The following is a 24,394-nucleotide window of genomic DNA, read 5'->3' on the forward strand; positions in this document are numbered from 1 at the left end:
GCCTTAATCACGTGAGGCGATTTTATAGCAAGGCACGTAGTCGGTCCCTCCCGGTAACTTCATTCGATGTTGCTCAACAAAGTCATTCAGCAGTTGGTCCATCTTGGTCATTAGCTCTTTGTCGCCATCAATTAGGAATGGGCCGTGCTTCTCGATCTCCAGAATACCCTCTGCTTTGACGTTACCAGCCACAATGCCTGAGAACGCTTTACGTAAATTAGCGGCTAGGCTTTCTGTTTTTTGGTCCATATGAAGATCAAGCGCCGCCATAGATTCGTGTGTTGGGTCGAATGGCAGTTGGAACTCAGGCTCAATATGCAGTGACCAGTTGTAGCTGTAGGCATCACCGGTCTCTTTACGGTGAGAACGCACATCTGGCATCGCTTGTTTCATGATTTTCGCAGCGCGTGCTGGGTCATCAATCACGATCTCGTAATGTTTCTGAGCATCAGGCCCTAGAGTTTCCCCAATGAACTTATCGATTGAGCGGAAGTAAGCCTCACTCTCTTTCGAGCCCGTTAACACAATCGGCATTGGCTGTTCGGCGTTATTCGGGTGCATCATGATCCCTAAGATGTACAGCAGCTCTTCGGCCGTGCCGGGGCCGCCTGGGAAAATGATGATGCCATGTGCCATACGAACAAACGCCTCAAGACGCTTCTCAATATCTGGCATGATCACCAGTTCGTTTACTATCGGGTTTGGTGGCTCAGCGGCAATGATTGAAGGCTCTGTCAGCCCTAAGTAACGATGATCAGTATAACGTTGCTTAGCGTGACCAATAGCCGCGCCTTTCATTGGCCCTTCCATCGCACCCGGTCCACAACCGGTACAGATGTTCAGCTCACGTAGGCCGAGCTCATTACCGACTTCACGAGTGTATTGGTATTCGCTGGCATTAATAGAGTGACCACCCCAACATACAATCAGGTTAGGCTCGATGCCTGGCGTCAACGCACCTGCATTTCTCAAGATACCAAACACAAGGTTAGTAATGTGAGTGGCATTAGTCAGGTTGAGCCTTTGGTTATCGGCTAAGTGCATGTTGACGTAAACAATGTCACGCAGCACTGAAAATAGGTGCTCTTGAATACCCTTGATGATTTCACCATCGACAAAGGCATGCTCTGGTGGGTTGCTTAGTTCGAGCTTAATACCACGCTCACGGCGAACGACTTCGACATCGAACGACAGATATTTGTCGAGCAACTCTTTGGAGTTGTCGGTATGGCTACCCGAGTTCAGGACCGCTAACGTACAGTTGCGATACAGTTGGTACAGATCACTAGACGCGGTTTTCTTAAGACGCTCAACCTCAAGTTGAGAGAGTAAATCCATGCTACCGGCAGGGCTGATATGAGTGATCATAGTGCCTCCTTGTTGAAAAGAGCAGGGGACGTTGAAGTGACCCTCTGGCTCGAGAGTGAGAAGCAAACGTTGAAAGTGTTTGGTTAAAGGTAGGAGAGAGTTAACCAGACGAAACGGATACGACAGCGTTGCTTGCCATGAATGCTTGTTAAGCGAATGTTAATCATTAGCTTAGCAAACATTGAGGGAAATGGTATGTGATAAGTATTTGAAAAAATGAAATAAATTAAATCTAGGGCTGGCCTAGTGCCAAACAAGTTGGTTGGTACCGCGTTGTTTTGCTTTATTTAGAGTATTATTGAGTCGCTCTAGCACTTCTTCAGGTGTATCTGACTCTTTAAACTGAGTACTTGCCGCGCATAAAGTGATCGTGATTTGCTGGTCACGGAATTTAAAGGGCAGGCGGCTTACTTGAGTTTGAATGTTCTGAATCACCTGATGGCAATATTCATCGGTTTGCTCTGGCAGCAATAACACAAACTCTTCACCTGAAAAACGTGCCACAGTATCGGTGGTGCCTGCTTCTTTGGTAATAGTTCTTGCGATGATCTTGAGTGCTTTGTCGCCCGCGGTGTAACCAAAGCTATCGTTAATTGCTTTGAAGTTGTCGATGTCGAGCAGTACTACGCGTAGCGAGTGTTGAGCGCGGATCCAGCGGCGATACTCAAGCTCTAAGCGATCAGTAAAGGCAGTGCGATTGTAAACCTTGGTTAGAGGATCAAGCAGCATACGCTGAGCCTGATCTTCCAAGCGCTTACGGTAATCTTGCGTCACTTCATAGAGTGAATCTAACTGAGTCTTTCCGTAACTCATTCTCTCTATCAGAGCTTGTTCTTTTTGCTCTGCGTGGTTCAGCCTTTCCGAAAGAGAGGCGATTTCACTGAGTAGCGGATTAATCGACAGCTTTAAACTATCAATATCTTTCGCTTTATCTACCGAGCTTTGGCTTCTAGTGACTAGTTCATTTAACTCAGAGTTTAGACCTTGTCGGTGCTCAAAGTAGCTCTGGCTCTGGTCGGCATTTTGGTCTGCCGTTTTGATGCTGGAAGCTAGAGATGAATTAAGCTGATCGATGAATTGTTCAGACTTCTTACGTTCTAGGTTGGTGCCTTCAATAACCAGTTTGAGGATCTGAAGTGTTAGCTCAAGTAGGTTTTGTGTGGAAACACCAAGCAGCAGCTTCGCTCGAATATCGGTAAGTAGATCACCCGATTCACCCTCGAAGTCGAGTTCAGTGATCAGATGTTGTAGTTCGTTTGATAGGTCGGAAAGGAGCTCTTGTTCCGGAGAGTGCGCAGCGTCAGCAAAATGGGTGCGTGAGTTATTCGCCATAATCTTTATGGCACGCTCATAAATACCGAGAAGTTTCATGGCGTGGTCGACTTTCTGACTGCCATTGCATTCGGAGAAGCTAAGTAAGTTTCGTAGGTCGCGTTTGAGCTGTGCTGGAAGGCCAGTTATGCGCTGCAGCGTTTCCCCACTGTGCTTAATGCTATCGTCCAGATACCCGTTCTGTTTATCCATAGCCAACGTTTTCTGCTTAAGCATCCTTTCTAATACTGCCAGTTTTGGGATCATTGAGCTAATGTCTTTTTGCTTTTCTAGCTCTTCCCTAAGGGCAATGAGGTTTTCATCTAAATGGCTGTTACTACCAACACATGCATCACTTAAAGACGTGACGATACGCTTTAGAACTTTCTGTTCTCTAATAAACTTGAACGAGGTGTCTCTTTGCGTCAAACGGACCTGCTCCAACTGAGATTTCAGCTGGTGGAGTTGCGCCTGAATGTCTTTTTCAAGAATGCCCATAGATGTATTTATTAGCGCCGCGTAGACCGATCTCGATCATTTTGATGAAATTCCGTTACATCGATAATAACAAAACTAAAAATAAGGTCACGACTTGCTGCTCTTAACCGCTCGCAAATCAGTCATCTTTTAGCATTTTTTTGATGTTGTCCTCATTCTGGTACGAGGATTGTATTTTTATTAACCCTTGATTAATCGCATGTTTACACGCTTCTCTTATGTTACCAGTTGCAAGGCTCGCTGCTGGTGCATTATCGATAGCTTTTAGATAGACCCATTGGCTACTGCGCTCTTTGAGACTGATCTCACGGGCGAGATTGGTCGACATCAACAATACGTCGAGCAGCTCTTGATCGTTAATTGCGGTGTAAGCGCGTGGCAAGAATGGGTAGTCAGCGATGCCCATACGGACCGTTCGGTTGATGTTTCGCTCTGTTTCGAAGTCATTCACCCAAGACTGAATCTTTCTGAACATGTCCTCAGGCGACAAATCACGGTCCGCGTTTGGCTCGATATAAAGCAGGTTCGCATCCGAGAAGTGGTAGACACGAGCTGGGCCTTCAAGCTTAGATTTTAGGAATTCACCGAAAGCGTCTTCCAGTTCTAGACCGGCTTTGTAACCGTTCTGCGTGTACATATTGCGTAAGAACGGTAAATCAATCATCACGAAGCGTAAGCGGTCGTTGAGTGGCTCATGAATCAATTCGCCAAGTTGCCACTGTTCGAAGGTCTGGCTGGTTTGTTCTAGCGAATTGGACAGCTTGGCATTCAGCATTCTGAGGTTCGGGAGCTTAGATCGTGAGTGCGTAAACAGGTCTGTTCGTAGTGAGTCGACTTCTTTGGCTAAGGTTTGAATGAGGTAGCCACGGCGAAGCACAAAGAAGAACAAGATAATACTGAACAAGAATAGGGCGAACGATATTTTCTGGAACTTGCGATGCTCTAGTTTGTACTTTTCTAGCTCTTGCGCTTGGCCTGCGTAGTGCAGGGTTTGTTCGGCAAATTCTTTCTGTTGACGGAACGCGTCTTCGCCAACACGGTTGAGTTTTTGCTGCTCTAGAGAGACAAGGCTGTTGTATTGCTTGAGGTTTGCCAATGCTTGCTGTGGACGACCTGCCTGTTCATAACCCAAAGAAAGTAAGTAGTACGAGCGTTGTGAAAGGCGCATGTTCTCTATCTGGCGTGAGATCTCAAGTGCACGTGTCGCATGCTTTATCACGTCTTCGCTTTCTTGTAGGTGATACGCTAACCCTGCAGATAACAGTGCAGCACGGCCTTCCAGCTTTGGAATGTCGGTATATTCCAGCAGCTCAAGGGCACGGGTTAGGTACTGTTCTGCTAGAGGGTAGTTATAAAGGCGTAAGTAGGTCGCCGATAGACTTAGTCGGATATCAATGACTTGGTGGATATCTCGGTCAGTGCTTTCGTGATCAAGAACGTTGAAGAAGTGTACCAAGGCAAGGTTATATTTCCCTTGATAGAAGTACACATCCCCCATTTTCTTAAGCACTTGTGCTAAGACAGGCGAGTTTTCAAAGTTGTCATAGAAATCAGCGGCTTGAGATAGGTGTTCTAACGCTTTATCCAACACTTGGCGCTCAAAGAAAAGCTGCGCAAGTAGGCGGTTGACCTTGGCCAAACGTGAACTTAGATTGCCCTCTACTGATTTCCAGTAGCCATACAACAACTCGGATAACGCGTGGTTGTACTCTTTGTGAGTCAGATAAAACTCGCCGACGGAGATATGGTAGTCGATGGTGACTTTTTCAGAGTAACGTTGATCGAGATAGGTTTTGGCTTCTTGATAGAACTTTTCGGCTTCATCGATCTTGTTGTCGTAAGAGGCGATGTCGGCTTTCAACATGATCAAGCGATAGGTAATGCCTTCCGTTAAGCGTAAGGTTTTATTCACCGACTCTAGATTTGTTTCAATGTTAGTGAGCTCTGATTTTGCTTTGGCTGATTTTCTATCACTCAGCCAAAGTAAGCGAACTTTTAGGATCTGAAGATCTATTTTTAGGTAATCAAGCTTATAGGTTTGCGCTAGCTCGGAGGCTTTGTCGATGTGCTGAATCGCAATACGCATATTGCCAAGGTTGTATTCCGCTTTGGCTAAGATCTTATACGCATCGATACTGCTGTTTGGTGTTCGAATCGAGGAGTCTGTCTCTTCGCGAGAAATAGCTGAAGGGCTTTTCTCGCGTTGATCAGAAAGGACACGCAGCGTTAGGTAGCTGTTGGCCATTTGTTTTGCTTGGCTCGGATCGATCTCAACCAAATTATTGGCTTCATTGAGTAGCGCCGACGAATAAACCGACGCATTGACCGATGTGCTTAAGCTTAAAATAAATAGACTAACAACGTATAACCAACGCATTTCAATGTCCCTTTAAAGATTTGGTAGGTTCAAATAAGTGTGGGTGGTTCTCGCCTGATTATTGGCGAGCCATACGCTTATTGTGGCTTGGTCTATCTTGCTCTGTTGAACGGTATGGGTTGATATCCAGACCACCACGACGTGTGTAACGTGCGAACACAGTTAGCTTCGAAGGTGCACAGTATTTCATGATGTCAGTGAAGATACGCTCAACACATTGTTCGTGGAATTCATTGTGCTCACGGAAAGAAACTAAATAGCGTAGCAGAGCTTCACGGTCAATTTGCTTACCAGAATATGCGATCTCAACGCTGCCCCAATCCGGTTGATTGGTGATCAAACAGTTCGACTTCAATAGGTGGCTGTGCAGTGTTTCTTCAACGTCTTGTTCGCCTGCAGCGCCTTCAAGCAGCGACGCTTCAAAGTCGTAGCTAGTGATTTGGATGTCTTGGTTGTCGATACAGTCACCTGCCATCGTCACGATAGGTTGGTTAGTGTAGTCGGTTACTGAGTTTACATTCACAATCACCGTTTCGCCTGCACATGCCGACAAATCTTGGGTCAGGCGCTCGGTTACTTGATCCCAGTTTTCAAATTGAGTCTGGTTGTAGCTGTTCAGGTACAGCTTGAAAGATTTTGATTCAATTAAATTTGGGCTGGTTGCTGGGATGAAAACTTCACCGACAGCCACTTGTGGTAGACCATTGGTGTTTAGCCACGAAAGCTCGTACATCGTCCAAATATCATGACCAACAAAAGGCAGCTCGCCGTTTAGCGCAAGATCATCGCGATTAAGGCTACGAGGCACTGGTTGCAATAAACTTGCATCGTATTGGTTAGAGTACTCAGTTTTTTGGCCAAGGGTTAAACCCGCTAGCTCTTTTGCGTCAGAATATTTGCTCATACTTTCGTTTCAAATTCGATTAGAATGGGGTCGATTTTACTGAATCCCCCTTACCCTGTCATTAAGTCATCGCTTAATCGGCGCGGAAAGGGCTCGGATTCTATTTATTATTTTGTGTTTAGGAGATTTTCATGACTCAACGTGCTCAAGACGCACTACTTTCTTTTAGTCAGCGATACGTTGACGCGTGGAAGCAGAAACACCAAAGCTTACCTCGTAATGAGGAGTTGGTGGACATCGTATCGCTATGCGTAGAAGAAAAGAGTGGCGATGCCGTGTTGTGGAAGCACTATCCACGTGAGCAATTCGCGGATTTCACCAACGTTGAAACCGGTATTGAGTTGACTCTGCATGAAGACATCAAAACTTTCTACGGCGCACAATTCAGCGCAGATATGAACGCAACTTTCGATGGTAACGAATTGACTCTGTTACAGATTTGGAGTGATGAAGACTTCGAATGCCTACAAGAAAACATTTTGGGTCACCTAGTAACTCAGCGTCGCTTGAAGCTAAAACCAACGGTTTTCATTGCCGCGACCGATGCTGAGCTGGATGTTATCTCTATCTGTAACCTAACGGGTAACGTGATTTTGGAGCGCTTAGGTACCAAAAATCGTGATGTGCTCGCCGAGACATTGGCAGAATTTTTAGAAAAGCTACAACCAGCGGTATAAATAGATGTACGTACTAGAACTTCAATTTGAGTGTTTTGATAACACAACGGTAAGCGCTGTCGACAAGGCGGTTAATGGCTTAATGGATGCACTTCGTTATAACGGACAAGTGTTAGGTCGTGAGTTCCCAATCGTGATGGGCGATGGTGAATTCTATGTTCGCGTTGTGTGCCCGGAGCAAGATAGCTTGCACCCGCGCAATCACTCAGACTTTGTGAAAGTGTGTTTTGATCGCTTGTCTAACGCGAGCCTACTAGCGCCTAAAATGCGTTTGCTAGGTCGAGATCTGAACTCAGAAGAAGTGGCAGAAGATGAAACACCAAGCTGGCAGGTGTTATACACGACATTCGTGCACACCTGTTCACCGCTGCGTAGTGGCGATAGCTTGCTACCAATCCCTTTGTATCGCAATCCACCTACCTTCAATGGCGACCATAAAGCCGTGTTGAAATGGCAGACCGAATGGCAAGCCTGTGATGAAGTACAAATGGGTGGTGGTTGTCGCGCGGAACATGCAACGCTAACCGAGATCAGTGACACGAAGAGTGTGCTGTTTAAACGCGGTTGGGGTCTAAGAGGGCGCATTGAGTATCTGACTAAGGTTCCAACCTACTACTACTTATACCGTGTCGGTGGGATCAGCCTGAAAGATGAAAAAGAGCGCAAATGCCCGCAATGTGGTGGTGAATGGCTGCTAGATGCGCCTATCCACGATATTTTCTATTTCAAGTGTGATGACTGCCGATTGGTGTCAAACATCTCTTGGGATCACCTGAAGTAATCGACTTTGTTTCGCTTAAATCTGAGATGCTTTACTTTCTAGCAAATCTTTATCATTAAAAAAGGGGCTGACGTTATGTCAGCCCCTTCGGGTATCTATACAGTGCTGTCGTTTAGTTGATTACCAACCTTTAACGACGCCACCTTGGAAGATTTCAGAAGCTGCGTTGTACACTTCTTCAGTTTGGTAAGCTTTAACGAAGTTTTGTACGTTTTCAGCGTTTAGGTTGTCTTCACGAGAAACGATTAGGTTTACGTAAGGAGAATCTTTGTCTTCAACGAATACGCCATCTTTTTGTGGAGTCAGGTTGATAGAGCTCGCGTAAGTTGTGTTGATGATAGATAGAGCAACATCATCAAGAGAACGTGGCAGTTGAGCTGCGTCTAGTTCAACAATCGTTAGGTTCTTAGGGTTACCCACGATGTCGCGAACTGTAGCTAGAAGACCTGCGCCTTCACGAAGTTCAAGAAGACCTTGTTGCTCAAGAAGAAGTAGAGAGCGACCTAGGTTTGTAGGGTCGTTTGGTACAGCAATACGAGCACCGTCTTGGATTTCGTCTACCGATTTCACTTCTTTAGAGTAACCCGCAATTGGGTAAACAAACGTGTTACCAGCGATAGTTAGCTTGTAGCCACGGTCAGCCACTTGCTGATCTAGGTACGGTGCGTGTTGGAATGCGTTGATGTCGATAGAACCATCATCTAGAGCTGCGTTTGGTGTTACGTAATCCGTGAAAGTAACCAGTTCAACGTCTAGGCCGTATTTCTCTTTCGCTACTTTAGCTGCCACTTCAGCAACTTGCGCTTCTGCACCTGCCATTACGCCAACTTTTACTTTAGAAGTATCCACTTCTTTATCGCCACAACCTGCTAGAACTAGCGCTGAAGCTGCTGCTGCGATAGTTAGTAAACCTTTAAGGTTAAATTTCATAATAATCTCCTTTTAATAAATCTATTTAATTAGGTTCAGACGACTCTACTCTTTATGTGTGAGTCTTTATCTGTGGTCAACACGGCGAACTAATGAATCACCGATTGATTGAATAATTTGTACCAGCACAATCAACATCACTACTGTCACAGCCATGATGGTCACATCGTAGCGGTGGAATCCGTAACGAATCGCGACATCACCTAGGCCACCTCCGCCTACAGTACCGGCCATTGCTGAGTAGCTCACCAGAGTCACTAGCGTAATCGTTACTGAGTTGATGATAGTCGGTAGTGCTTCTGGAAGCAGAACCTTATTGATGATTTGTGTTGGTGTTGCGCCCATTGATTGGGCCGCTTCCACTAGACCTGTTGGTACTTCAAGTAGTGCACTTTCGATAAGTCGAGCCACGAATGGGATAGCGCCAATCGTCAGTGGAACAATCGCTGCTGTTGTACCGATGAAGGTACCAATCAGCATCTTAGTCAGTGGAATAATCGCAACCATCAAAACTAAGAAAGGTACTGAACGACCCACGTTCACAATCGCACCTAGAATCTTGTTTACTTTGGTGTTCTCTAACAGGCCACCTTTTTTAGTCGTATGCAGAATCACGCCTAGTGGAATACCGACCGCGAAGCCAACAATGCCTGCAACAGCAACCATGTAAAGCGTTTCGCCTGTTGCGCCTAATAGAAGGTTACCGTTAAGGCTGATCCAGTCAGCAATCTCGTTGAAACTAAAGGACATAACCAAGCACCTCTACTTTTACATTGTTGTCGCGTAGGAATTGGATAGCAGCATTATCATCTGCTTCATTACCGAACAGTTCAGCGACCATCATGCCGAACTTCACGCCACCGGCGTAATCAAGGTCAGAACTTAAGATGCTGACATCGATATTGAATTTACGTGCGATTTGCGTCATTAGCGGAGCATCAACCGTTGCACCAGTAAACTCAAGACGCACCAGCGGGTAGCTGCTGTTTACGCGAGTCTCTTGCAAACGTGCTTGGTAATCTTCAGGGATCGTCAGATCCAACGTTGAGCGAATAAACTGATGCGCTAGCTCTGTCTTCGGATGAGCAAAGATGTCACCGACTGTACCTTTCTCTACCAATTCACCGCCGCCAATGATCGCAACCTCGTGACAAATGCTTTTAACCACATCCATCTCGTGTGTAATAAGCAGGATAGTGATGTTCAGCTTGCGGTTGATTTCACGCAGCAGCTCAAGGATAGATTGAGTTGTTGCTGGATCCAATGCGCTGGTGGCTTCATCACATAGCAGTACTTTCGGGTCAGAGGCCAGTGCGCGAGCAATCGCCACACGCTGCTTTTGACCACCACTTAGGTTTGCCGGGTAGGTGTCACGCTTATCAGCAAGGCCAACCAGTTCAAGTAACTCGCTGACTTTCGCTTCAATAATCGCTTTATCTTTACCAGCAAGTTCTAGAGGCAGTGCTACATTGTTAAATACAGTACGAGAAGACAGCAGGTTGAAGTGCTGGAATATCATGCCGATGTTACGGCGCGCTTCGCTAAGCTCTGATTTGCTGAGTTTTGTTAGGTCGATACCATCAACAATCACTTCACCCGAAGTCGGGGCTTCCAACATATTTACACAGCGGATTAGGGTACTTTTGCCTGCACCTGAAGAGCCGATGACTCCAAAGATTTGACCTTGAGGAATGTGGAGGTTGATATCAATTAAGGCGTTGATTTCTTTAGTGCCTTGATAAAAAACCTTGTTGACTTGATTCACTTTAATCATAGAGAAACCCGTGCAGGTAGAACAGAATAATATGTCGATAGCTCGCTCGATTTACAGACGATGCTATGGTGTTCTATGATCTAAGTCAATAGATATTTTTACGTCTAGACGGCTAAACGTCGATTGTGTTGATAAGCTAGAAACAAATCGTTAACGAACGCAAAACTAAATAGATAGTGATGAAGCAAATAAAGCGTGTAATAATTAATGATTAATAGAGAGTTGATAGAGAACAAAATTTTGTCTAAACCTGCTGTTTTTTTAGATCGTGATGGTGTGATTAACGTTGATCACGGCTACGTACATGATGAGCATGACTTTGAATACATCGATGGTGTGTTTGAAGCGGCGAAAGCGTTTAAAGATATGGGTTATTTATTGGTGCTAGTGACCAACCAATCTGGTATTGCTCGCGGCATGTTTAGTGAAGACCGTTTTCTTTCTTTAACGCAGTGGATGGATTGGAACTTTGTCGATAACGGCGTTGAGCTTGATGGCATCTATTACTGCCCGCACCACGCTGAACACGGTATTGGTGACTACAAGCAAGATTGTGAATGTCGTAAACCAAAGCCAGGTATGTTCATTTCTGCTCGTGACTTTCTGAAGATTGATATGGCTAACTCGGTCATGATCGGCGATAAAGCTGAAGACATGATGGCTGCAGAAGCGGCAGGTGTTGGCACAAAAGTACTGGTAAGAACCGGTAAGCCAATCACTGAAAAGGGTGAGGCGCTAGCTAGTGTGGTACTTGATAGCATTAAAGATGTACCTGCTTTCTTAAAAGGCTAAACGTTTTATTTATCACTAAGGTATGGACCTATCATTAGGCACTTACATTAGGTTTGTTCGAACCTGTGAATAGGCTAAGTGTCGTTGACTATATAAAGATGAGGAACGAAGTATGAAAGCTATGTTGGTAGCATCTCTATGTACAGTAGCATTGGTTGGGTGCTCTAAATCAGCAGCCCCTGAGACTGATAGCGCAACATCGAATGATCAATTCGCGACTTATCAATGTGAGTCTGACGTCTCGTTTGATGTGTCTTACCTTGATAATGAAAAAGCGGTACTACGCTTGCCTGATAATGAATACCGCCTGACTCAAGTTCCAGCGGGCTCAGGAACCAAATACATCTTAGATGATGGCACTTCAGAGATGATTAACAGCATCACTTTGCGCACGAAAGGTGACAATGCGCGTCTAGAACTTGGTCGCGTAGTCTATCGAAATTGCCAAAAGTAAGTCATAGTAAGAACTGCTAGTATTTACAAACAGTTAAGTGAGGGAATCTACCCTCACTTTTTCTTCTCTTCCCTTTAACGTTAGACTTTTTATGAGCAAAAAACTCACTATTCTTGATATTGCAAAGCTGTCCGGTGTTGGTAAGTCAACCGTATCACGCGTTCTGACCAATGATCCAAAAGTGAAACCTGAAACCCGTGAAAGGGTAGAAAGAGTAATTCAAGAATCTGGGTACACGCCTTCAAAGTCTGCGCAATCGATGCGCGGTGGCAGCCAAAAAGTCATCGGCGTAATCATTTCTCGTCTGGACTCTCCTTCTGAAAACAAAGCGGTAAGTACGATGCTGGCCGAGTTGTATCGAGCGGATTACGATGTCGTGATCATGGAAAGCCAACTTGATAGAGATAAAGCCAATGAGCACCTGCAAGTTCTAAAGCGTCGTAACGTTGATGGCATTATTGTATTTGGTTTTACTGACTGCGATATTCCGGCAATCGAAGCTTGGGAACACAAAGCGGTGGTGATTGCTCTGGATACCGAGAACGTGACGTCGATTAACTATGATAACCAACAGGTGATCAATAGTGCGTTGGTGCATTTATCGGATCAAGGGATCTCTGACGTTGGTTTTATCGGGGTTGATCCTAGTGATAAATCAACCGGTGAACTGCGTCTTAAGGCTTATCTCGATTGGTGTGAAAACACAGGTTCAGTGGCAAACTATCGTACTGGTCAACTTCATCACGAAAGTGCTTATCAGCTGGTGGATGAGGTGTTAACTCCCGCGACTCAAGCGATCGTTTGTGCCAGTGATACGCTGGCTCTTGGTGTAATCAAGCGTCTGCAAGAACTACAACGTGAAGATGTGGTCGTCACTGGCGTTGGTGGTAATGATCTTCTCTCTTTCTTATTCCCACGAGTATTTAGCATTGATCCTGGTTACCAATCTGCAGGTAAGTTGGCTGCTAATCTATTGATCTCTCAGCTTTTAGGCAATTCAGAGATCTCTCATCATACGCAATCTCCTATTCTATAATCCACTCAATTAAGCGAAATTGAACGGCTTAGATTAAAATTAGAGTGTGATCTCTTTCAATTAATGGGATTGTTCCCATTTTAATTTATCATTCATACGGGCATTATAATAACCGTAATTGGGAATGTTCCCATAAATCTAAGTCTGAGTGATTATAGCTTGCATGGTTTAGATGAGTAATTGAATGAAACCAGGGTGGGGTAGTATGAGTAAGATAGCGAAGCAAGACGTTGCGCGTCTTATCGAGTTAGTCGGTGGTAAAGAAAACATTGCGAGTGTCAGCCACTGTCTGACTCGACTGCGTTTTGTATTGAACGATACAGAGCAGGCCAACAAAGCTGAACTCGAAAAACTGAAGCTAGTAAAAGGCTGTTTTACTAATGCAGGCCAATTCCAAGTTGTGATTGGCACTGAAGTTGATGAAGTGTACGCACTTCTGATTGAACAGACAGGTAAAGAGGCATCATCAAAAGATGAGGCGAAGCTGGCTGCTCGTCAAAACATGAACTTCCTTGAGCGTGGTATCTCCCATTTAGCCGAAATTTTCGTACCACTGCTGCCTGCCATCATTACAGGTGGTTTGATTCTTGGTTTCCGTAATGTGATTGGCGACATTCGCATGTTCGACGGCAAAACCCTCGTTGAAATCAGTCAATTCTGGGCAACCGTTCACTCTTTCTTATGGTTGATCGGCGAAGCTATTTTCTTCTTCCTACCGGTTGGCGTGTGTTGGGCTACGGTTAAGAAGCTTGGCGGAACCCCTATTTTGGGTATCACGCTCGGTGTGACCTTGGTGTCGCCGCAACTAATGAACGCATACATGATAGGTAAATCGGTACCTGAGGTATGGGATTTTGGGCTGTTCGTGATTGAGAAGGTCGGTTATCAGGCTCAGGTGATCCCAGCGATGTTAGCGGGTGTGGCTTTGGCGTTCATTGAAACCAATCTTAAGCGTATCGTCCCTGCTTACTTGTACCTAGTGGTTGTGCCATTTGTATCGATTATTTTGTCTGTGATTCTAGCGCACGCTTTCATTGGCCCATTCGGTCGTATGTTAGGCGATGGTGTGGCATTCGCGGCTAAAGCTGCAATGACAGGTGATTTTGCGATTCTTGGTTCAGTGGTTTTTGGTTTCCTATACGCACCTTTGGTTATCACGGGTATTCACCACACCACCAACGCGGTGGATCTGCAACTGATGCAAGACTTAGGCGGGACACCAATTTGGCCTTTGATTGCACTATCAAACATTGCACAAGCATCGGCAGTAGTCGGCATCATTATCTTGAGTAAGCGTGAAGGTGAACGAGATATCTCGGTTCCTGCGGCAATCTCAGCCTACTTAGGTGTAACAGAGCCTGCGATGTACGGTATTAACCTTAAATACAAATTCCCAATGCTGAGCGCAATGATTGGTAGTGCTGTTGCAGCCGCAATCTGTGGTAGCGCGGGTGTGATGGCGAATGGTATCGGTGTCGGCGGCTTGCCGGGCATCCTATCGATTCAACCTCAATATTGGTCGATTTACCTAGTCGCGATGCTGGTGGCGATAGTACTGCCTATCACGCTAACCCTGTTTTTCTACAAGCGAGCCCAATCCAAGGGTGAGTTAGAAACCGCGAACGCGTAATGCATTGAATAAGCGATGACTCCAAAATGAGTTATCGCTTTTTCTCTTAGTTATAGCTTTTTCTTTTAGTTATAACGGCTATTCGACCATGATTCACATGGTGATTTTTATTTTATATTTTCTGGTAAGTGAGTGTTAGAGATGGCGATGACTGAACATGATGAAAGCTGGTGGAAAACCGCAACCATCTATCAAATCTACCCAAAGAGCTTCTGCGACAGTGGCAGTAAAGGTACTGGCGACATCAAAGGGATCATTTCGAAACTGGATTACCTCAAACATTTGAGTGTCGATGCGATTTGGCTAACCCCGGTTTACGCATCGCCAATGATTGATAACGGCTACGATATTTCAGATTACTACGCGATTAACCCTCAATTCGGCACTATGGAAGACTTCGACTTATTGCTGGCTGAAGCACATCAGCGTGGTATTCGTATCGTGATGGATATTGTGGTTAACCATACCTCCACTGAGCATGCATGGTTCCAATCTGCTTTGGGCGACAAAAACAGCCCTTACCGCGATTATTATATCTGGAAAGATCCGGTAGATGGTCAAGCTCCAACTAACTGGCAGTCTAAGTTCGGTGGCAATGCGTGGGAACTCGATGAGGCGACTGGTCAATATTACCTTCACCTGTTTGCCAAAGAGCAAGCCGACCTGAACTGGGAGAATCCGGTCGTACGTGAAGAAGTGAAAGACGTTATCAGCTTCTGGGCTGAGAAGGGCGTCGACGGTTTCCGCTTAGACGTGATTAACCTGATTTCAAAGCAGCAAGATTTCCCTAATGACGATATCGGTGATGGTCGCCGTTTTTACACAGACGGCCCACGTGTGCATGAATATCTAAAAGAGATCAGCGAAGCAGTATTCCAGAAATATGGCAGCGTGACGGTTGGTGAGATGTCTTCGACGACACTCGAGCATTGCCAGCAGTACTCAAACATTGATAACAGTGAGTTATCGATGGTGTTTAACTTCCACCATCTTAAAGTGGATTACACCAATGGTGAGAAGTGGACTAATGCACCGTTTGACTTCTTGCAGCTCAAATCGATCTTCAACCATTGGCAAACTGGCTTAAACGGAAAGGGTTGGGGCGCGCTGTTCTGGTGTAACCATGACCAACCGCGAGTGGTGAGTCGTTTAGGTGATGATGAGAACTACCGCGTTGAGTCGGCTAAAATGCTGGCGGCGTCAGTTCACATGATGCAGGGCACACCTTATATCTATCAAGGTGAAGAGATTGGCATGACTAACCCTAGCTATACTGAAATTAGCCAGTATCGTGATGTTGAGAGTACCAATATGTACGACATCATGGTGAACCGTGATGGTGTGGCTCATGAAGATATGATGGCGATTTTGGCGCAGAAGTCTCGTGATAACTCTCGTACACCAATGCAATGGAACAGTGAGCCTTACGCAGGGTTCTCACAAGCTCAGCCATGGCTTGATGTAGCGAATAATTACCCTGGGATTAACGCTGAGCAAGCACTGGAAGACAAAGACTCTGTTTTCTATTTCTATAAGAGTTTGATTGAGTTACGTAAACAAGTGCCAGTGATTACAGATGGCTGCTATCAAGATCTATTACCTGATCACTCATCCATTTTTGCATATGCACGTGAGAACGAAGGGCAAACCTTGCTGTGTATTAGCAACTATTATGGTGAAGAGGCGGAGTGCGTTTTACCGGAACGTTTTGATATGACTAAGGCGAAGAGTCTGTTGTCTAACTATCAACAAGCGAACACTTCAGTTGCATTACATCATCAAGTCTTACGTCCTTACGAGACTCGTATTCTCTTGATTGAAGGTTAACCTTGTTTCATTTTAAGAAGCTTGATTCTTATTCCCCTTAAAGGATTGGGCTTCTACAAAGGCTTTGGAGTGCTCCCCAAAGCCTTTTTTGTTTTAGTGATGGCTGGAATATCGTGCCTCGAGTCTACTTGCGAGAAGTTTGAGCATCGAGTGCCAGCAACGACAGAGCAGGTAATGAACTCTAAGACGCGTAATTCACCGAGTAGCGAGTTGGTTTGTGGTTCATTGCCAATACGATGTTCAATACTGCGGTGCCTAATACAGAAACGGCAATCACCCAAGGTGACACGAAGAAGAACGATGCAAACAGAATACATGCATCAATACCCATTTGTGTTTTACCTACCGAGATACCGTAGCGGTCTTGGATAAACAAGCACAGTACGTTGAAGCCACCCAGACTTGAGCGGTGACGGAATAGGATTAGCATACCTAAGCCCATTAATAAGCCGCCGGCAACAGCACAATAGATCTCGTTATGAACTTCTAGCGAGATAACTAAGTATAAATGATCGGCAAACACAGATACTAAAGCCCCTGAGATGGCACTGCTTATTGCGAAGTGACGGCCAAATCGTTTCCATGCTAATAAGTAGAATGGGCAATTAGCAATAAAGTACAAAATACCAAAGGTTACCGGCATAAATTGACTCAAAAGCAGAGCCAAGCCAGTAGTGCCACCAGTAAGCAGGTCCGCTGACTGTAAAAAGAAGACGCCTAACGCCACTAAAAACGTGCCAGTGAGGATTGCTACCCAATCTTCTTTACGTGAGTGTTTTTCCATCGTTTTTATAATTACCTAACCAATAAAGGCGTGCATAGTAGAGAAAAACCTTAGCTTTCGGTAGCTAGAGGGGCAAAATTAAGGTAAACCTATGTAATCTGCGTTTTACAGGGTGTAAATCGTAAAATTGACAGTAAGCGTCATCTTTGGTTGGATAAGCTTAATAACCATGATGAATCTTATTTGTGATTATGAAAAAACTGCATGATAAAATTGCAATTAGCTCTTTATGACCTAGATCAAATTATGTAGAATGCGTCACATCAAAACGGTGACGGAAACGTTTGCTTTCGGTCGTTGTGTGGTTTTTTTGAAACTTTCAGTACAATCTGAGTCAGGAGATACAGATGCTTAAGCGTGACATGAACATTGCTGATTACGATGCGGATCTATTCGCAGCTATCCAAGAAGAAACTCTTCGTCAGGAAGAGCATATCGAACTTATCGCTTCAGAAAACTACACAAGCCCACGTGTAATGGAAGCTCAAGGTTCTCAGCTAACAAACAAATACGCTGAAGGCTACCCAGGCAAGCGTTACTACGGTGGTTGTGAGTACGTAGACAAAGTTGAAACTCTAGCAATTGAACGTGCATGTGAACTATTTGGTGCAGAGTACGCAAACGTACAGCCTCACTCAGGTTCTCAAGCAAATAACGCTGTATACATGGCACTACTAAATGCAGGCGATACGGTTCTAGGTATGAGCCTAGCACACGGTGGTCACCTAACTCACGGTTCTCCAGTAAACTTCTCTGGTAAGCTTTACAACATCATCCCTTACGGTATCGATGAAGCGGGTCAAATCGATTACGAAGAGATGGAAAAGCTGGCTATCGAGAACAAGCCTAAGATGATCATCGGTGGTTTCTCTGCTTACTCTCAAATCTGTGATTGGAAGCGCATGCGTGAAATCGCTGACAAAGTAGGTGCTTACCTGTTCGTAGATATGGCTCACGTAGCAGGTCTAATCGCTGCAGGCGTTTACCCGAACCCAGTGCCACACGCTCACGTAGTAACTACAACGACGCACAAAACGCTTGCGGGTCCTCGTGGTGGTCTAATCCTTTCTAACGAAGGCGAAGATCTTTACAAGAAGCTGAACTCAGCAGTATTCCCAGGCGGCCAAGGTGGTCCTCTAATGCACGTTATCGCTGGTAAAGCAGTAGCGTTCAAAGAAGCTCTAGAGCCAGAGTTCAAAGAATACCAAGCACGCGTTGTTGCTAACGCAAAAGCAATGGTTGCTGAATTCCTAGCTCGTGGTTACAACATCGTTTCAGGTTCTACAGAGAACCACCTGTTCCTAGTTGACCTAATCAACAAAGACATCACAGGTAAAGAAGCAGATGCAGCACTAGGTGCAGCAAACATCACTGTAAACAAGAACTCAGTACCAAACGACCCACGTAGCCCATTCGTTACTTCAGGTATCCGTATCGGTTCTCCTTCTATCACTCGTCGCGGTTTCTCAGAAGCAGACGCGAAAGAGCTAGCAGGTTGGATCTGTGACATCCTAGATAACATGGGTGATGAGTCTGTTATCGAAGCGACTAAAGCAAAAGTACTAAATATCTGTAAGCGTCTACCGGTTTACGCTTAATTTTTCTTCGTAGTAATTTGAACTTCGTTGTCGAGCATGCTCACTTACATCCGTAAGCTCCGCGTGCTCTCCTAGAATTTCAAACGACTACTTTGAAAAATACTTTTAAAGGGGCTCATTGAGTCTCTTTTGTTTTAGGGAAAGGTGCTGAAAACTCCGCGCCTGTTCCTTGAACTTAAGCTATTTGATTGAAAGTACGATTTGAAGGGCTCCTTGTTAGGGGCCTTTTTGGTATCTGTCGGTATGGAGTTGGGTTATCTGAGAATGCAGAAAGGCGGTACTAAAAAGGGCTGATATTTGCACATCAACCCTTTGTGGTTTTCTTATGTTGGTTCTACTTTCTGATACTAAGCAGGGTGCCAGACTTACACTTGAATGAGTAATAATGGCGGCTCTCGTTGAATTTTCCTAAGCCTTCGCCATCACAGTAGTCGATGTTGATGTCACGCATCACTTCTAATGTGTCTTCGCTGTTCAAAGCGAATTTAGAGCCATCAGAACAGACAATACGAACTCGTTCATCATGGCTTACAGAGTAAATATCGACTTCAGTATTACACAGCTCAAAAGAGGCTTCGCGAAAGTTGTCTTGCTGAGTATTTGAAGCGCAACCTGCGGTGAGTGCGGCTGCGATAACGGCTAAAAGTCCGAGTCTTTTCATTGTTAATCCTTCACTATCATCAAGTTGAGTGATGAGTTTTATATGCTAGTTTAGGTAGCCTATACAACAATACGCTTTGGTTCAAGGCGCGCTCGTTGACTCTAAGATATAAAAGTATAGATGTAGACAGATAATTTATAATTGGCTAACTGCATGTTTATCCAATACGTATCACCAATAAAAAAGACCAACACTGAGGTTGGCCTTTCAAAATCAAGCTTGTTTTAAATGACTATCGAAACTGTTTGGCTTCTGGAAGGAATTCAAAACCAGCAGACGCAAGTTTAGCGATCAATGCTGCTTTGTCGATCTCGTAGAAGTTGACCACTCGATCCAAATCACCACCGAAGTCGTCACGTAGCTTCATGTTGACGATACTCATCAACATTACAGGATCCATTTTTTCAAAATTAGCGAGGTTCATATTAGTCCTCGAAATCTGAGATCAGCAGGTTTGCAGCGGCAAAGGCTGCACGCTCACGCGCTTCTTTAGGAAGAGATTCATCTGCAGCAAGGTCATTCAATGTTTTTACCGCGCAGGTGATCGCTTTAGGGATATAGCCTTGGTCGCCACTGCCAATTTGAGAATACAGTTCACGCACCAAATCACAACAATCGTATACTTTCATTTTTATACCTAACCAAATGATAACTGATCTCAATATACACATAGAGATAAGCAAAAACAAAGTGGATCTGATTAAGTTCAGAGTTAGTTTGTCCTTGCTCAATATCTCACTTGGTTCGCTCGCTGCTTAGGCCGTTCTTTACGGCTTCGTTTGGTACTTGCCGATTAGCCAGAGACTTGTTGTTCAAGTTGATAGGTGACTTCATCAGCAAGATTGAGCTGTTTCGCGAGCTCTTTCAGGTACGCCTTTTCCATGAAATTCTGTTCGTCGGCCACAATCAAAGAGGCTAAGTAGATCTCACTCGCCTGTTGAGGTGACGTTGCCAGTTGAGCGATTTCGCTTGGGTCGAGTGGCTTATGCAGTTCTTCAGAGACCAATTTAGTCAGTTGATAATCAGCGCCCATATTCTCGACGGCTTGCTCTATCTTAGCCATCTCTTCTTCATCAACATGGCCATCAGCTTTAGACGCGGCAATCATCGATCGTAGAATCAGCACGCTGTGGTTTGCATCATTTTCATCAAACTGAGCCTGTTCGGCGTTAGGTGTCTGGCCTTGTTTGGACTGGTAGTCGTTGTAGACTTTATAAGCCAAAGCGCCCAGTGCTGCTGCGCCGCCAATCCCAGCCGCTTTCTTACCCATTTTCTTAGTCTTCTTAGAGCCCATTAACGCACCTAACAGTCCTCCGCCAACTGCGCCTGCACCGAAGGCTCCGAGTGTACTTTTACTGCTACTCTTGCTATTGCTGCCTTGAGAAAGGCCACTTAAACTTGAAGACCCTTGTGAAAGTTTCTGAGTACCTTGTTTTACGAGATCTGATTTAAGTGCTTGGTTCAGTAAGCTTTTGATATCCATCGATACCTCCAATGGTGAGCATGTCCAAAAAGTTGATGACACCAATATACGGATTTAAAGATGAACAGGGGATTAACTTACGTTATTTACTCTACTGATAAATAGAAGGGAGTTTGAAGCGAAATGACAGGCACAAAAAAGGCCACCTAACGGCAGCCTTTCAATGTTTATCTAGTCAGTAATCGGATTACTAAGCTAGTTGAGCTTTAAGGTGCTCGATAACCGTGTCTATTGCGATAACTTCTTTATCACCAGTACGACGGTTTTTGTATTCGAAGTTACCTTCGTCCATGCTGCGATCGCCGATAACGATAGTGTGAGGAATACCCACAAGCTCGATATCTTTAAACATAACACCAGGGCGCTCTTTACGGTCATCGAATAAAACTTCGATACCCATAGCTGTTAATTCAGCGTATAGCTTCTCAGCGGCTTCTTTAACGCGCTCAGATTTGTGCATGTTCATTGGTACGATAGCAACTTGGAACGGTGCTAGTGCGTCTGGCCAAGTGATACCGAATTTATCGTGGTTTTGCTCGATAGCCGATGCAACAACACGTGAAACACCGATACCGTAACAACCCATTTCTAGGATTACGCTCTTACCATCAGGACCAAGCACGTTACAGTTCATTGCTTTAGAGTAAGTATTACCTAGTTGGAAGATGTGACCAACTTCGATACCACGCTTAAGTTGGATAGTACCTTGACCACATGGGCTTAGGTCGCCTTCAATAACGTTACGTAGGTCTTCAACTTGAGCAAGCTCAACGTCACGACCCCAGTTGATGCCGAAGTAGTGCTTACCATCTACGTTTGCACCAGCGCCAAAGTCGCTCATTACAGCAACAGAGCGGTCAACGATGAATGGTAGCTCTAGGCCAACAGGTCCAAGTGAACCAGGACCTGCACCAACAAGTGCGCGTATTTCTTCTTCAGAAGCCATCTCTAGCGGAGCAGCAACTTGTGGAAGGTTCTCTGCTTTCACTTCGTTCAGTTCGTGGTCACCACGGATGATCAGAGCAATGATATCTGCTTCTACTTCATCAGATGCTTTAACGAATAGAGTCTTAACTGTCTTCTCGATTGCTAGACCGTGTTGCTCTACCAATTCTGCGATAGTTTTCGCATTTGGTGTATCAACCAGTTCCATCTCTTGAGTTGGTGCTGCTGCATCTTCAGTAGGAGCAAGTGCTTCTGCTTTTTCGATGTTTGCTGCGTAATCTGACTCAGTTGAGAATGCGATTAGGTCTTCGCCGCTTTCAGCAAGAACGTGGAACTCTTGAGAGCCGCTGCCGCCGATTGCGCCAGAGTCTGCCAATACTGGACGGTACTCAAGGCCCATGCGGTCGAATGCTTTACAGTAAGCATCGTGCATCGCTTGGTAAGACTTTTCTAAGCCTTCTTTATCGATATCAAAGCTGTACGCATCCATCATAGAGAATTCACGTGCACGCATTACGCCAAAACGAGGGCGGCGCTCATCACGGAATTTAGTCTGGATTTGGTACAGATTTAGAGGTAGCTGTTTGTAAGAGCTGATCTCGTTACGTACTAGGCTCGTTACTACTTCTTCAGCTGTTGGGCTAAGAACAAACGGACGAGAGTGACGGTCTGTGAAACGAAGTAGCTCAGGGCCCATCTTTTCAGAACGGCCAGTCTCTTCCCAAAGCTCAAACGGTTGAACTACGGGCATCAAGATTTCAACGGCACCTGCATTATCGATCTCTTGGCGAACGATATTTTCGACTTTACGCAGTACACGTAGACCAGTAGGTAGCCAAGTATATAAACCTGAAGCTAGCTTACGGATCATACCTGCACGTAGCATCAGCTGGTGGCTGATAACTTCTGCGTCGTTTGGAGTCTCTTTCAGAGTAGAAAGAAGGTAGTTACTGGTACGCATTCTATGGTATCCGTTTCATCATTGATAAAAGAAAACTTGCTGTCGTTAGCGACGACAGCAAATCTGATATAGCCGCATATAATATCAGCCTATTTGGGATCTCAAAAGCGTTCAATGTCAGTTACATTGATGAAAAGTGTTTCAACTACGAATTTCACGTTAAGATCGAACAAATTTACCGCATATTCCTTGTTGTCAGGTTTACCTTTCTTATAGGCAGGACGAGGATCTTGGCCTAATACTTCTTTGATCACCTGAACGATATGGCGCGCTTGTGGATGACTGGCTAGCTTACTTTGCGCTTGTTGCGAAAAGTTAACTTCGAGCACTTCTGGTTCGTCAGCAGCAAACCCTCCCAATGCGTCCGGAATCGAATCTGAGTAGGGGATGTAAGGCTTGATGTCGATGATCGGTGTGCCATCTACTAAGTCGACGCTGCCGAGATCCAACCAAGTTTGCCCTTTCTCTTGAGACACACCTTTTAGTTCAACCGCAGACATGCCAATTCCATTCGGTCTGAATGTGGCACGAGACGCGAATACACCAATACGTTCATTCCCGCCAAGGCGAGGTGGCCTCACGGTTGGTTTCCAGCCTGCTTCAAGGTTCTTGTCGAACAGAAATAGTAACCAAACATGGCTAAATTGCTCAATACCACGAACAGACTCAAGGCAGTTTGCTGCATCAACTAATCTGACTCTTGAGGTGGATGTGGGTACCAACCTAGGCTGCCTTGGCACAGCGAACTTCTCTTTATAAGGAGACTCAATAAAGCCAACAGGTTCAATGGTGTACATAGTTGGGTGTTCTCTGATTACGATTAAGACGGAAAAATATCATAAAATCGCTTGTTTTTCTTTTGATAATAATTAACATTTGCAATGTTATAACATATCAAAATTAGTTGTTTAAGGGAAATACAATGAAACCGAATATCCATCCAGATTACCGTCCCGTGGTTTTTCATGACACCAGTGTCGATGAGTACTTCTTAATCGGCTCAACGCTAAAAACAGACCGTACTATCGAATGGGAAGACGGCAATACTTATCCTTACTTCACGATTGAGGTGTCGTCAAAGTCGCATCCTTTCTATACGGGTAAACAACGAGTGCTACATAAAGAGGGACGTGTTGCGAACTTCACTCGTCGTTTTGGTCAATTAGGTAAGGGAGCGAAATAGAATGAAAGTTGTGAAATCACTTAAAAGTGCGAAAAGTCGCCATCCTGATTGCCAGATAGTAAAGCGCAGAGGTCGTCATTATGTTATCTGCAAAACCAATCCGAGATTCAAAGCGGTTCAGAAATAGTCAGTCAAATTGATGTGACGCGAGTGTAAAAACGAGGGGAAAGTCAAACTTCATTCATTTGTCTGTTTTTCTTTTCCCTCGAGAAGAACCTGACAGAATATTGCGTATTAACTTAGAGTATGGCGTGTTTTATTTTCAAGTGAATCAATGGCTTATATTATCAGTTATATTTGTAGTGAATGTGTATTTGTGAATTATAAATCTAGATTTTGTATTTAATGTAGATTTATTTGCTAATTAATTGTTCAAATAGAGTTAAAAATCGTCGTTTGTTACACATTTTGTAACATTTT

Annotated in this window: 24 protein-coding genes; 10 read left to right on the forward strand and 14 right to left on the reverse strand. The window is 44.8% G+C overall.

Features of this window, described 5'->3' with window-relative positions; all coding sequences use genetic code 11:
• Positions 1-3 precede the first annotated feature (3 nt).
• From ppnN to queF, 4 genes are all read right to left on the reverse strand, one after another.
• Positions 4-1,368, reverse strand: a complete 1,365-nt coding sequence (ppnN, locus tag F0229_RS06595) for a nucleotide 5'-monophosphate nucleosidase PpnN (RefSeq protein ID WP_017060771.1) — start codon at positions 1,366-1,368, stop codon at positions 4-6.
• A 243-nt stretch (positions 1,369-1,611) separates the two neighbouring features.
• Complete coding sequence (locus tag F0229_RS06600) at positions 1,612-3,177, reverse strand: GGDEF domain-containing protein (protein WP_171732498.1); 1,566 nt, start codon at positions 3,175-3,177, stop codon at positions 1,612-1,614.
• 118 nt (positions 3,178-3,295) lie between these two features.
• A complete protein-coding gene (locus tag F0229_RS06605; RefSeq protein ID WP_065584007.1) occupies positions 3,296-5,554 on the reverse strand; it encodes a tetratricopeptide repeat protein in 2,259 nt (752 codons plus the stop codon).
• A 58-nt stretch (positions 5,555-5,612) separates the two neighbouring features.
• Entirely contained in the window at positions 5,613-6,458 is an 846-nt protein-coding gene (gene queF, locus F0229_RS06610; protein WP_171732499.1) for an NADPH-dependent 7-cyano-7-deazaguanine reductase QueF, read from the reverse strand.
• A gap of 131 nt (positions 6,459-6,589) precedes the next feature.
• Here queF and syd point away from each other — a divergent pair, with 131 nt between their 5' ends.
• Both syd and F0229_RS06620 read left to right on the forward strand, forming a co-directional pair.
• Positions 6,590-7,135: a SecY-interacting protein gene (gene syd, locus F0229_RS06615; RefSeq protein WP_171732500.1), complete on the forward strand. Its 546-nt coding sequence runs from the start codon at positions 6,590-6,592 to the stop codon at positions 7,133-7,135.
• Between the two features lie 4 nt (positions 7,136-7,139).
• Positions 7,140-7,916 carry a Zn-ribbon-containing protein gene (locus tag F0229_RS06620; RefSeq protein ID WP_017060766.1) on the forward strand — a complete coding sequence of 259 codons (777 nt, stop codon included), beginning with the start codon at positions 7,140-7,142 and terminating at the stop codon, positions 7,914-7,916.
• A 120-nt stretch (positions 7,917-8,036) separates the two neighbouring features.
• Here F0229_RS06620 and F0229_RS06625 read toward each other — a convergent pair whose 3' ends face one another.
• The 3 genes from F0229_RS06625 to metN form a co-directional block, all read right to left on the reverse strand.
• Positions 8,037-8,846 (reverse strand): MetQ/NlpA family lipoprotein, encoded by an 810-nt coding sequence (locus F0229_RS06625; protein ID WP_171732501.1) that lies wholly within the window; start codon positions 8,844-8,846, stop codon positions 8,037-8,039.
• A 66-nt stretch (positions 8,847-8,912) separates the two neighbouring features.
• Positions 8,913-9,596 (reverse strand): methionine ABC transporter permease, encoded by a 684-nt coding sequence (locus F0229_RS06630; protein ID WP_017060764.1) that lies wholly within the window; start codon positions 9,594-9,596, stop codon positions 8,913-8,915.
• Positions 9,586-10,620, reverse strand: a complete 1,035-nt coding sequence (gene metN / locus F0229_RS06635; RefSeq protein WP_017060763.1) for a methionine ABC transporter ATP-binding protein MetN — start codon at positions 10,618-10,620, stop codon at positions 9,586-9,588. Before metN ends, F0229_RS06630 begins: the two co-directional genes overlap by 11 nt.
• A 207-nt stretch (positions 10,621-10,827) precedes the next feature.
• On the opposite strand from metN, the gene gmhB reads away from it, so the two are divergent.
• From gmhB to treC, 5 genes are all read left to right on the forward strand, one after another.
• Entirely contained in the window at positions 10,828-11,412 is a 585-nt protein-coding gene (gene gmhB, locus F0229_RS06640) for a D-glycero-beta-D-manno-heptose 1,7-bisphosphate 7-phosphatase (RefSeq protein WP_017060762.1), read from the forward strand.
• 112 nt (positions 11,413-11,524) lie between these two features.
• Positions 11,525-11,866, forward strand: coding sequence for an MliC family protein (locus tag F0229_RS06645; protein ID WP_017060761.1), 342 nt, complete (start codon positions 11,525-11,527; stop codon positions 11,864-11,866).
• A 91-nt stretch (positions 11,867-11,957) separates the two neighbouring features.
• A complete protein-coding gene (gene treR, locus F0229_RS06650; RefSeq protein WP_017060760.1) occupies positions 11,958-12,902 on the forward strand; it encodes a trehalose operon repressor TreR in 945 nt (314 codons plus the stop codon).
• A gap of 205 nt (positions 12,903-13,107) precedes the next feature.
• Positions 13,108-14,532 (forward strand): PTS trehalose transporter subunit IIBC, encoded by a 1,425-nt coding sequence (gene treB, locus F0229_RS06655; protein ID WP_017063347.1) that lies wholly within the window; start codon positions 13,108-13,110, stop codon positions 14,530-14,532.
• A 141-nt stretch (positions 14,533-14,673) separates the two neighbouring features.
• Entirely contained in the window at positions 14,674-16,359 is a 1,686-nt protein-coding gene (gene treC / locus F0229_RS06660) for an alpha,alpha-phosphotrehalase (RefSeq protein WP_171732502.1), read from the forward strand.
• A gap of 181 nt (positions 16,360-16,540) precedes the next feature.
• On the opposite strand, the gene F0229_RS06665 is transcribed toward treC, so the two are convergent.
• Positions 16,541-17,143, reverse strand: a complete 603-nt coding sequence (locus tag F0229_RS06665) for a YitT family protein (RefSeq protein WP_171732503.1) — start codon at positions 17,141-17,143, stop codon at positions 16,541-16,543.
• Between the two features lie 347 nt (positions 17,144-17,490).
• On the opposite strand from F0229_RS06665, the gene glyA reads away from it, so the two are divergent.
• A complete protein-coding gene (glyA, locus tag F0229_RS06670) occupies positions 17,491-18,741 on the forward strand; it encodes a serine hydroxymethyltransferase (RefSeq protein WP_017072002.1) in 1,251 nt (416 codons plus the stop codon).
• A 334-nt stretch (positions 18,742-19,075) separates the two neighbouring features.
• On the opposite strand, the gene F0229_RS06675 is transcribed toward glyA, so the two are convergent.
• From F0229_RS06675 to tsaA, 6 genes are all read right to left on the reverse strand, one after another.
• Positions 19,076-19,402 carry a hypothetical protein gene (locus F0229_RS06675; protein ID WP_102394418.1) on the reverse strand — a complete coding sequence of 109 codons (327 nt, stop codon included), beginning with the start codon at positions 19,400-19,402 and terminating at the stop codon, positions 19,076-19,078.
• 232 nt (positions 19,403-19,634) lie between these two features.
• Positions 19,635-19,826, reverse strand: coding sequence for a DUF4250 domain-containing protein (locus F0229_RS06680; RefSeq protein WP_010436438.1), 192 nt, complete (start codon positions 19,824-19,826; stop codon positions 19,635-19,637).
• Position 19,827: 1 nt separating this feature from the next.
• Positions 19,828-20,031 (reverse strand): YaeP family protein, encoded by a 204-nt coding sequence (locus tag F0229_RS06685; RefSeq protein WP_008222923.1) that lies wholly within the window; start codon positions 20,029-20,031, stop codon positions 19,828-19,830.
• Between the two features lie 164 nt (positions 20,032-20,195).
• Positions 20,196-20,885 carry a tellurite resistance TerB family protein gene (locus F0229_RS06690; protein ID WP_017060754.1) on the reverse strand — a complete coding sequence of 230 codons (690 nt, stop codon included), beginning with the start codon at positions 20,883-20,885 and terminating at the stop codon, positions 20,196-20,198.
• Positions 20,886-21,075: 190 nt separating this feature from the next.
• Positions 21,076-22,791 carry a proline--tRNA ligase gene (locus tag F0229_RS06695; protein WP_171732504.1) on the reverse strand — a complete coding sequence of 572 codons (1,716 nt, stop codon included), beginning with the start codon at positions 22,789-22,791 and terminating at the stop codon, positions 21,076-21,078.
• A gap of 101 nt (positions 22,792-22,892) precedes the next feature.
• Complete coding sequence (gene tsaA / locus F0229_RS06700) at positions 22,893-23,588, reverse strand: tRNA (N6-threonylcarbamoyladenosine(37)-N6)-methyltransferase TrmO (RefSeq protein ID WP_171732505.1); 696 nt, start codon at positions 23,586-23,588, stop codon at positions 22,893-22,895.
• A gap of 125 nt (positions 23,589-23,713) precedes the next feature.
• Between tsaA and F0229_RS06705 the strand changes: the two genes are divergently transcribed.
• Positions 23,714-23,974 (forward strand): type B 50S ribosomal protein L31, encoded by a 261-nt coding sequence (locus F0229_RS06705; protein ID WP_009847432.1) that lies wholly within the window; start codon positions 23,714-23,716, stop codon positions 23,972-23,974.
• A gap of 1 nt (position 23,975) precedes the next feature.
• Complete coding sequence (gene ykgO, locus F0229_RS06710) at positions 23,976-24,101, forward strand: type B 50S ribosomal protein L36 (RefSeq protein ID WP_004734365.1); 126 nt, start codon at positions 23,976-23,978, stop codon at positions 24,099-24,101.
• The last annotated feature ends 293 nt before the right edge of the window (positions 24,102-24,394 follow it).

The sequence above is a fragment of the Vibrio sp. AIC-3 genome (genome assembly GCF_013114515.1).
Lineage (GTDB): Bacteria > Pseudomonadota > Gammaproteobacteria > Enterobacterales > Vibrionaceae > Vibrio > Vibrio crassostreae_C.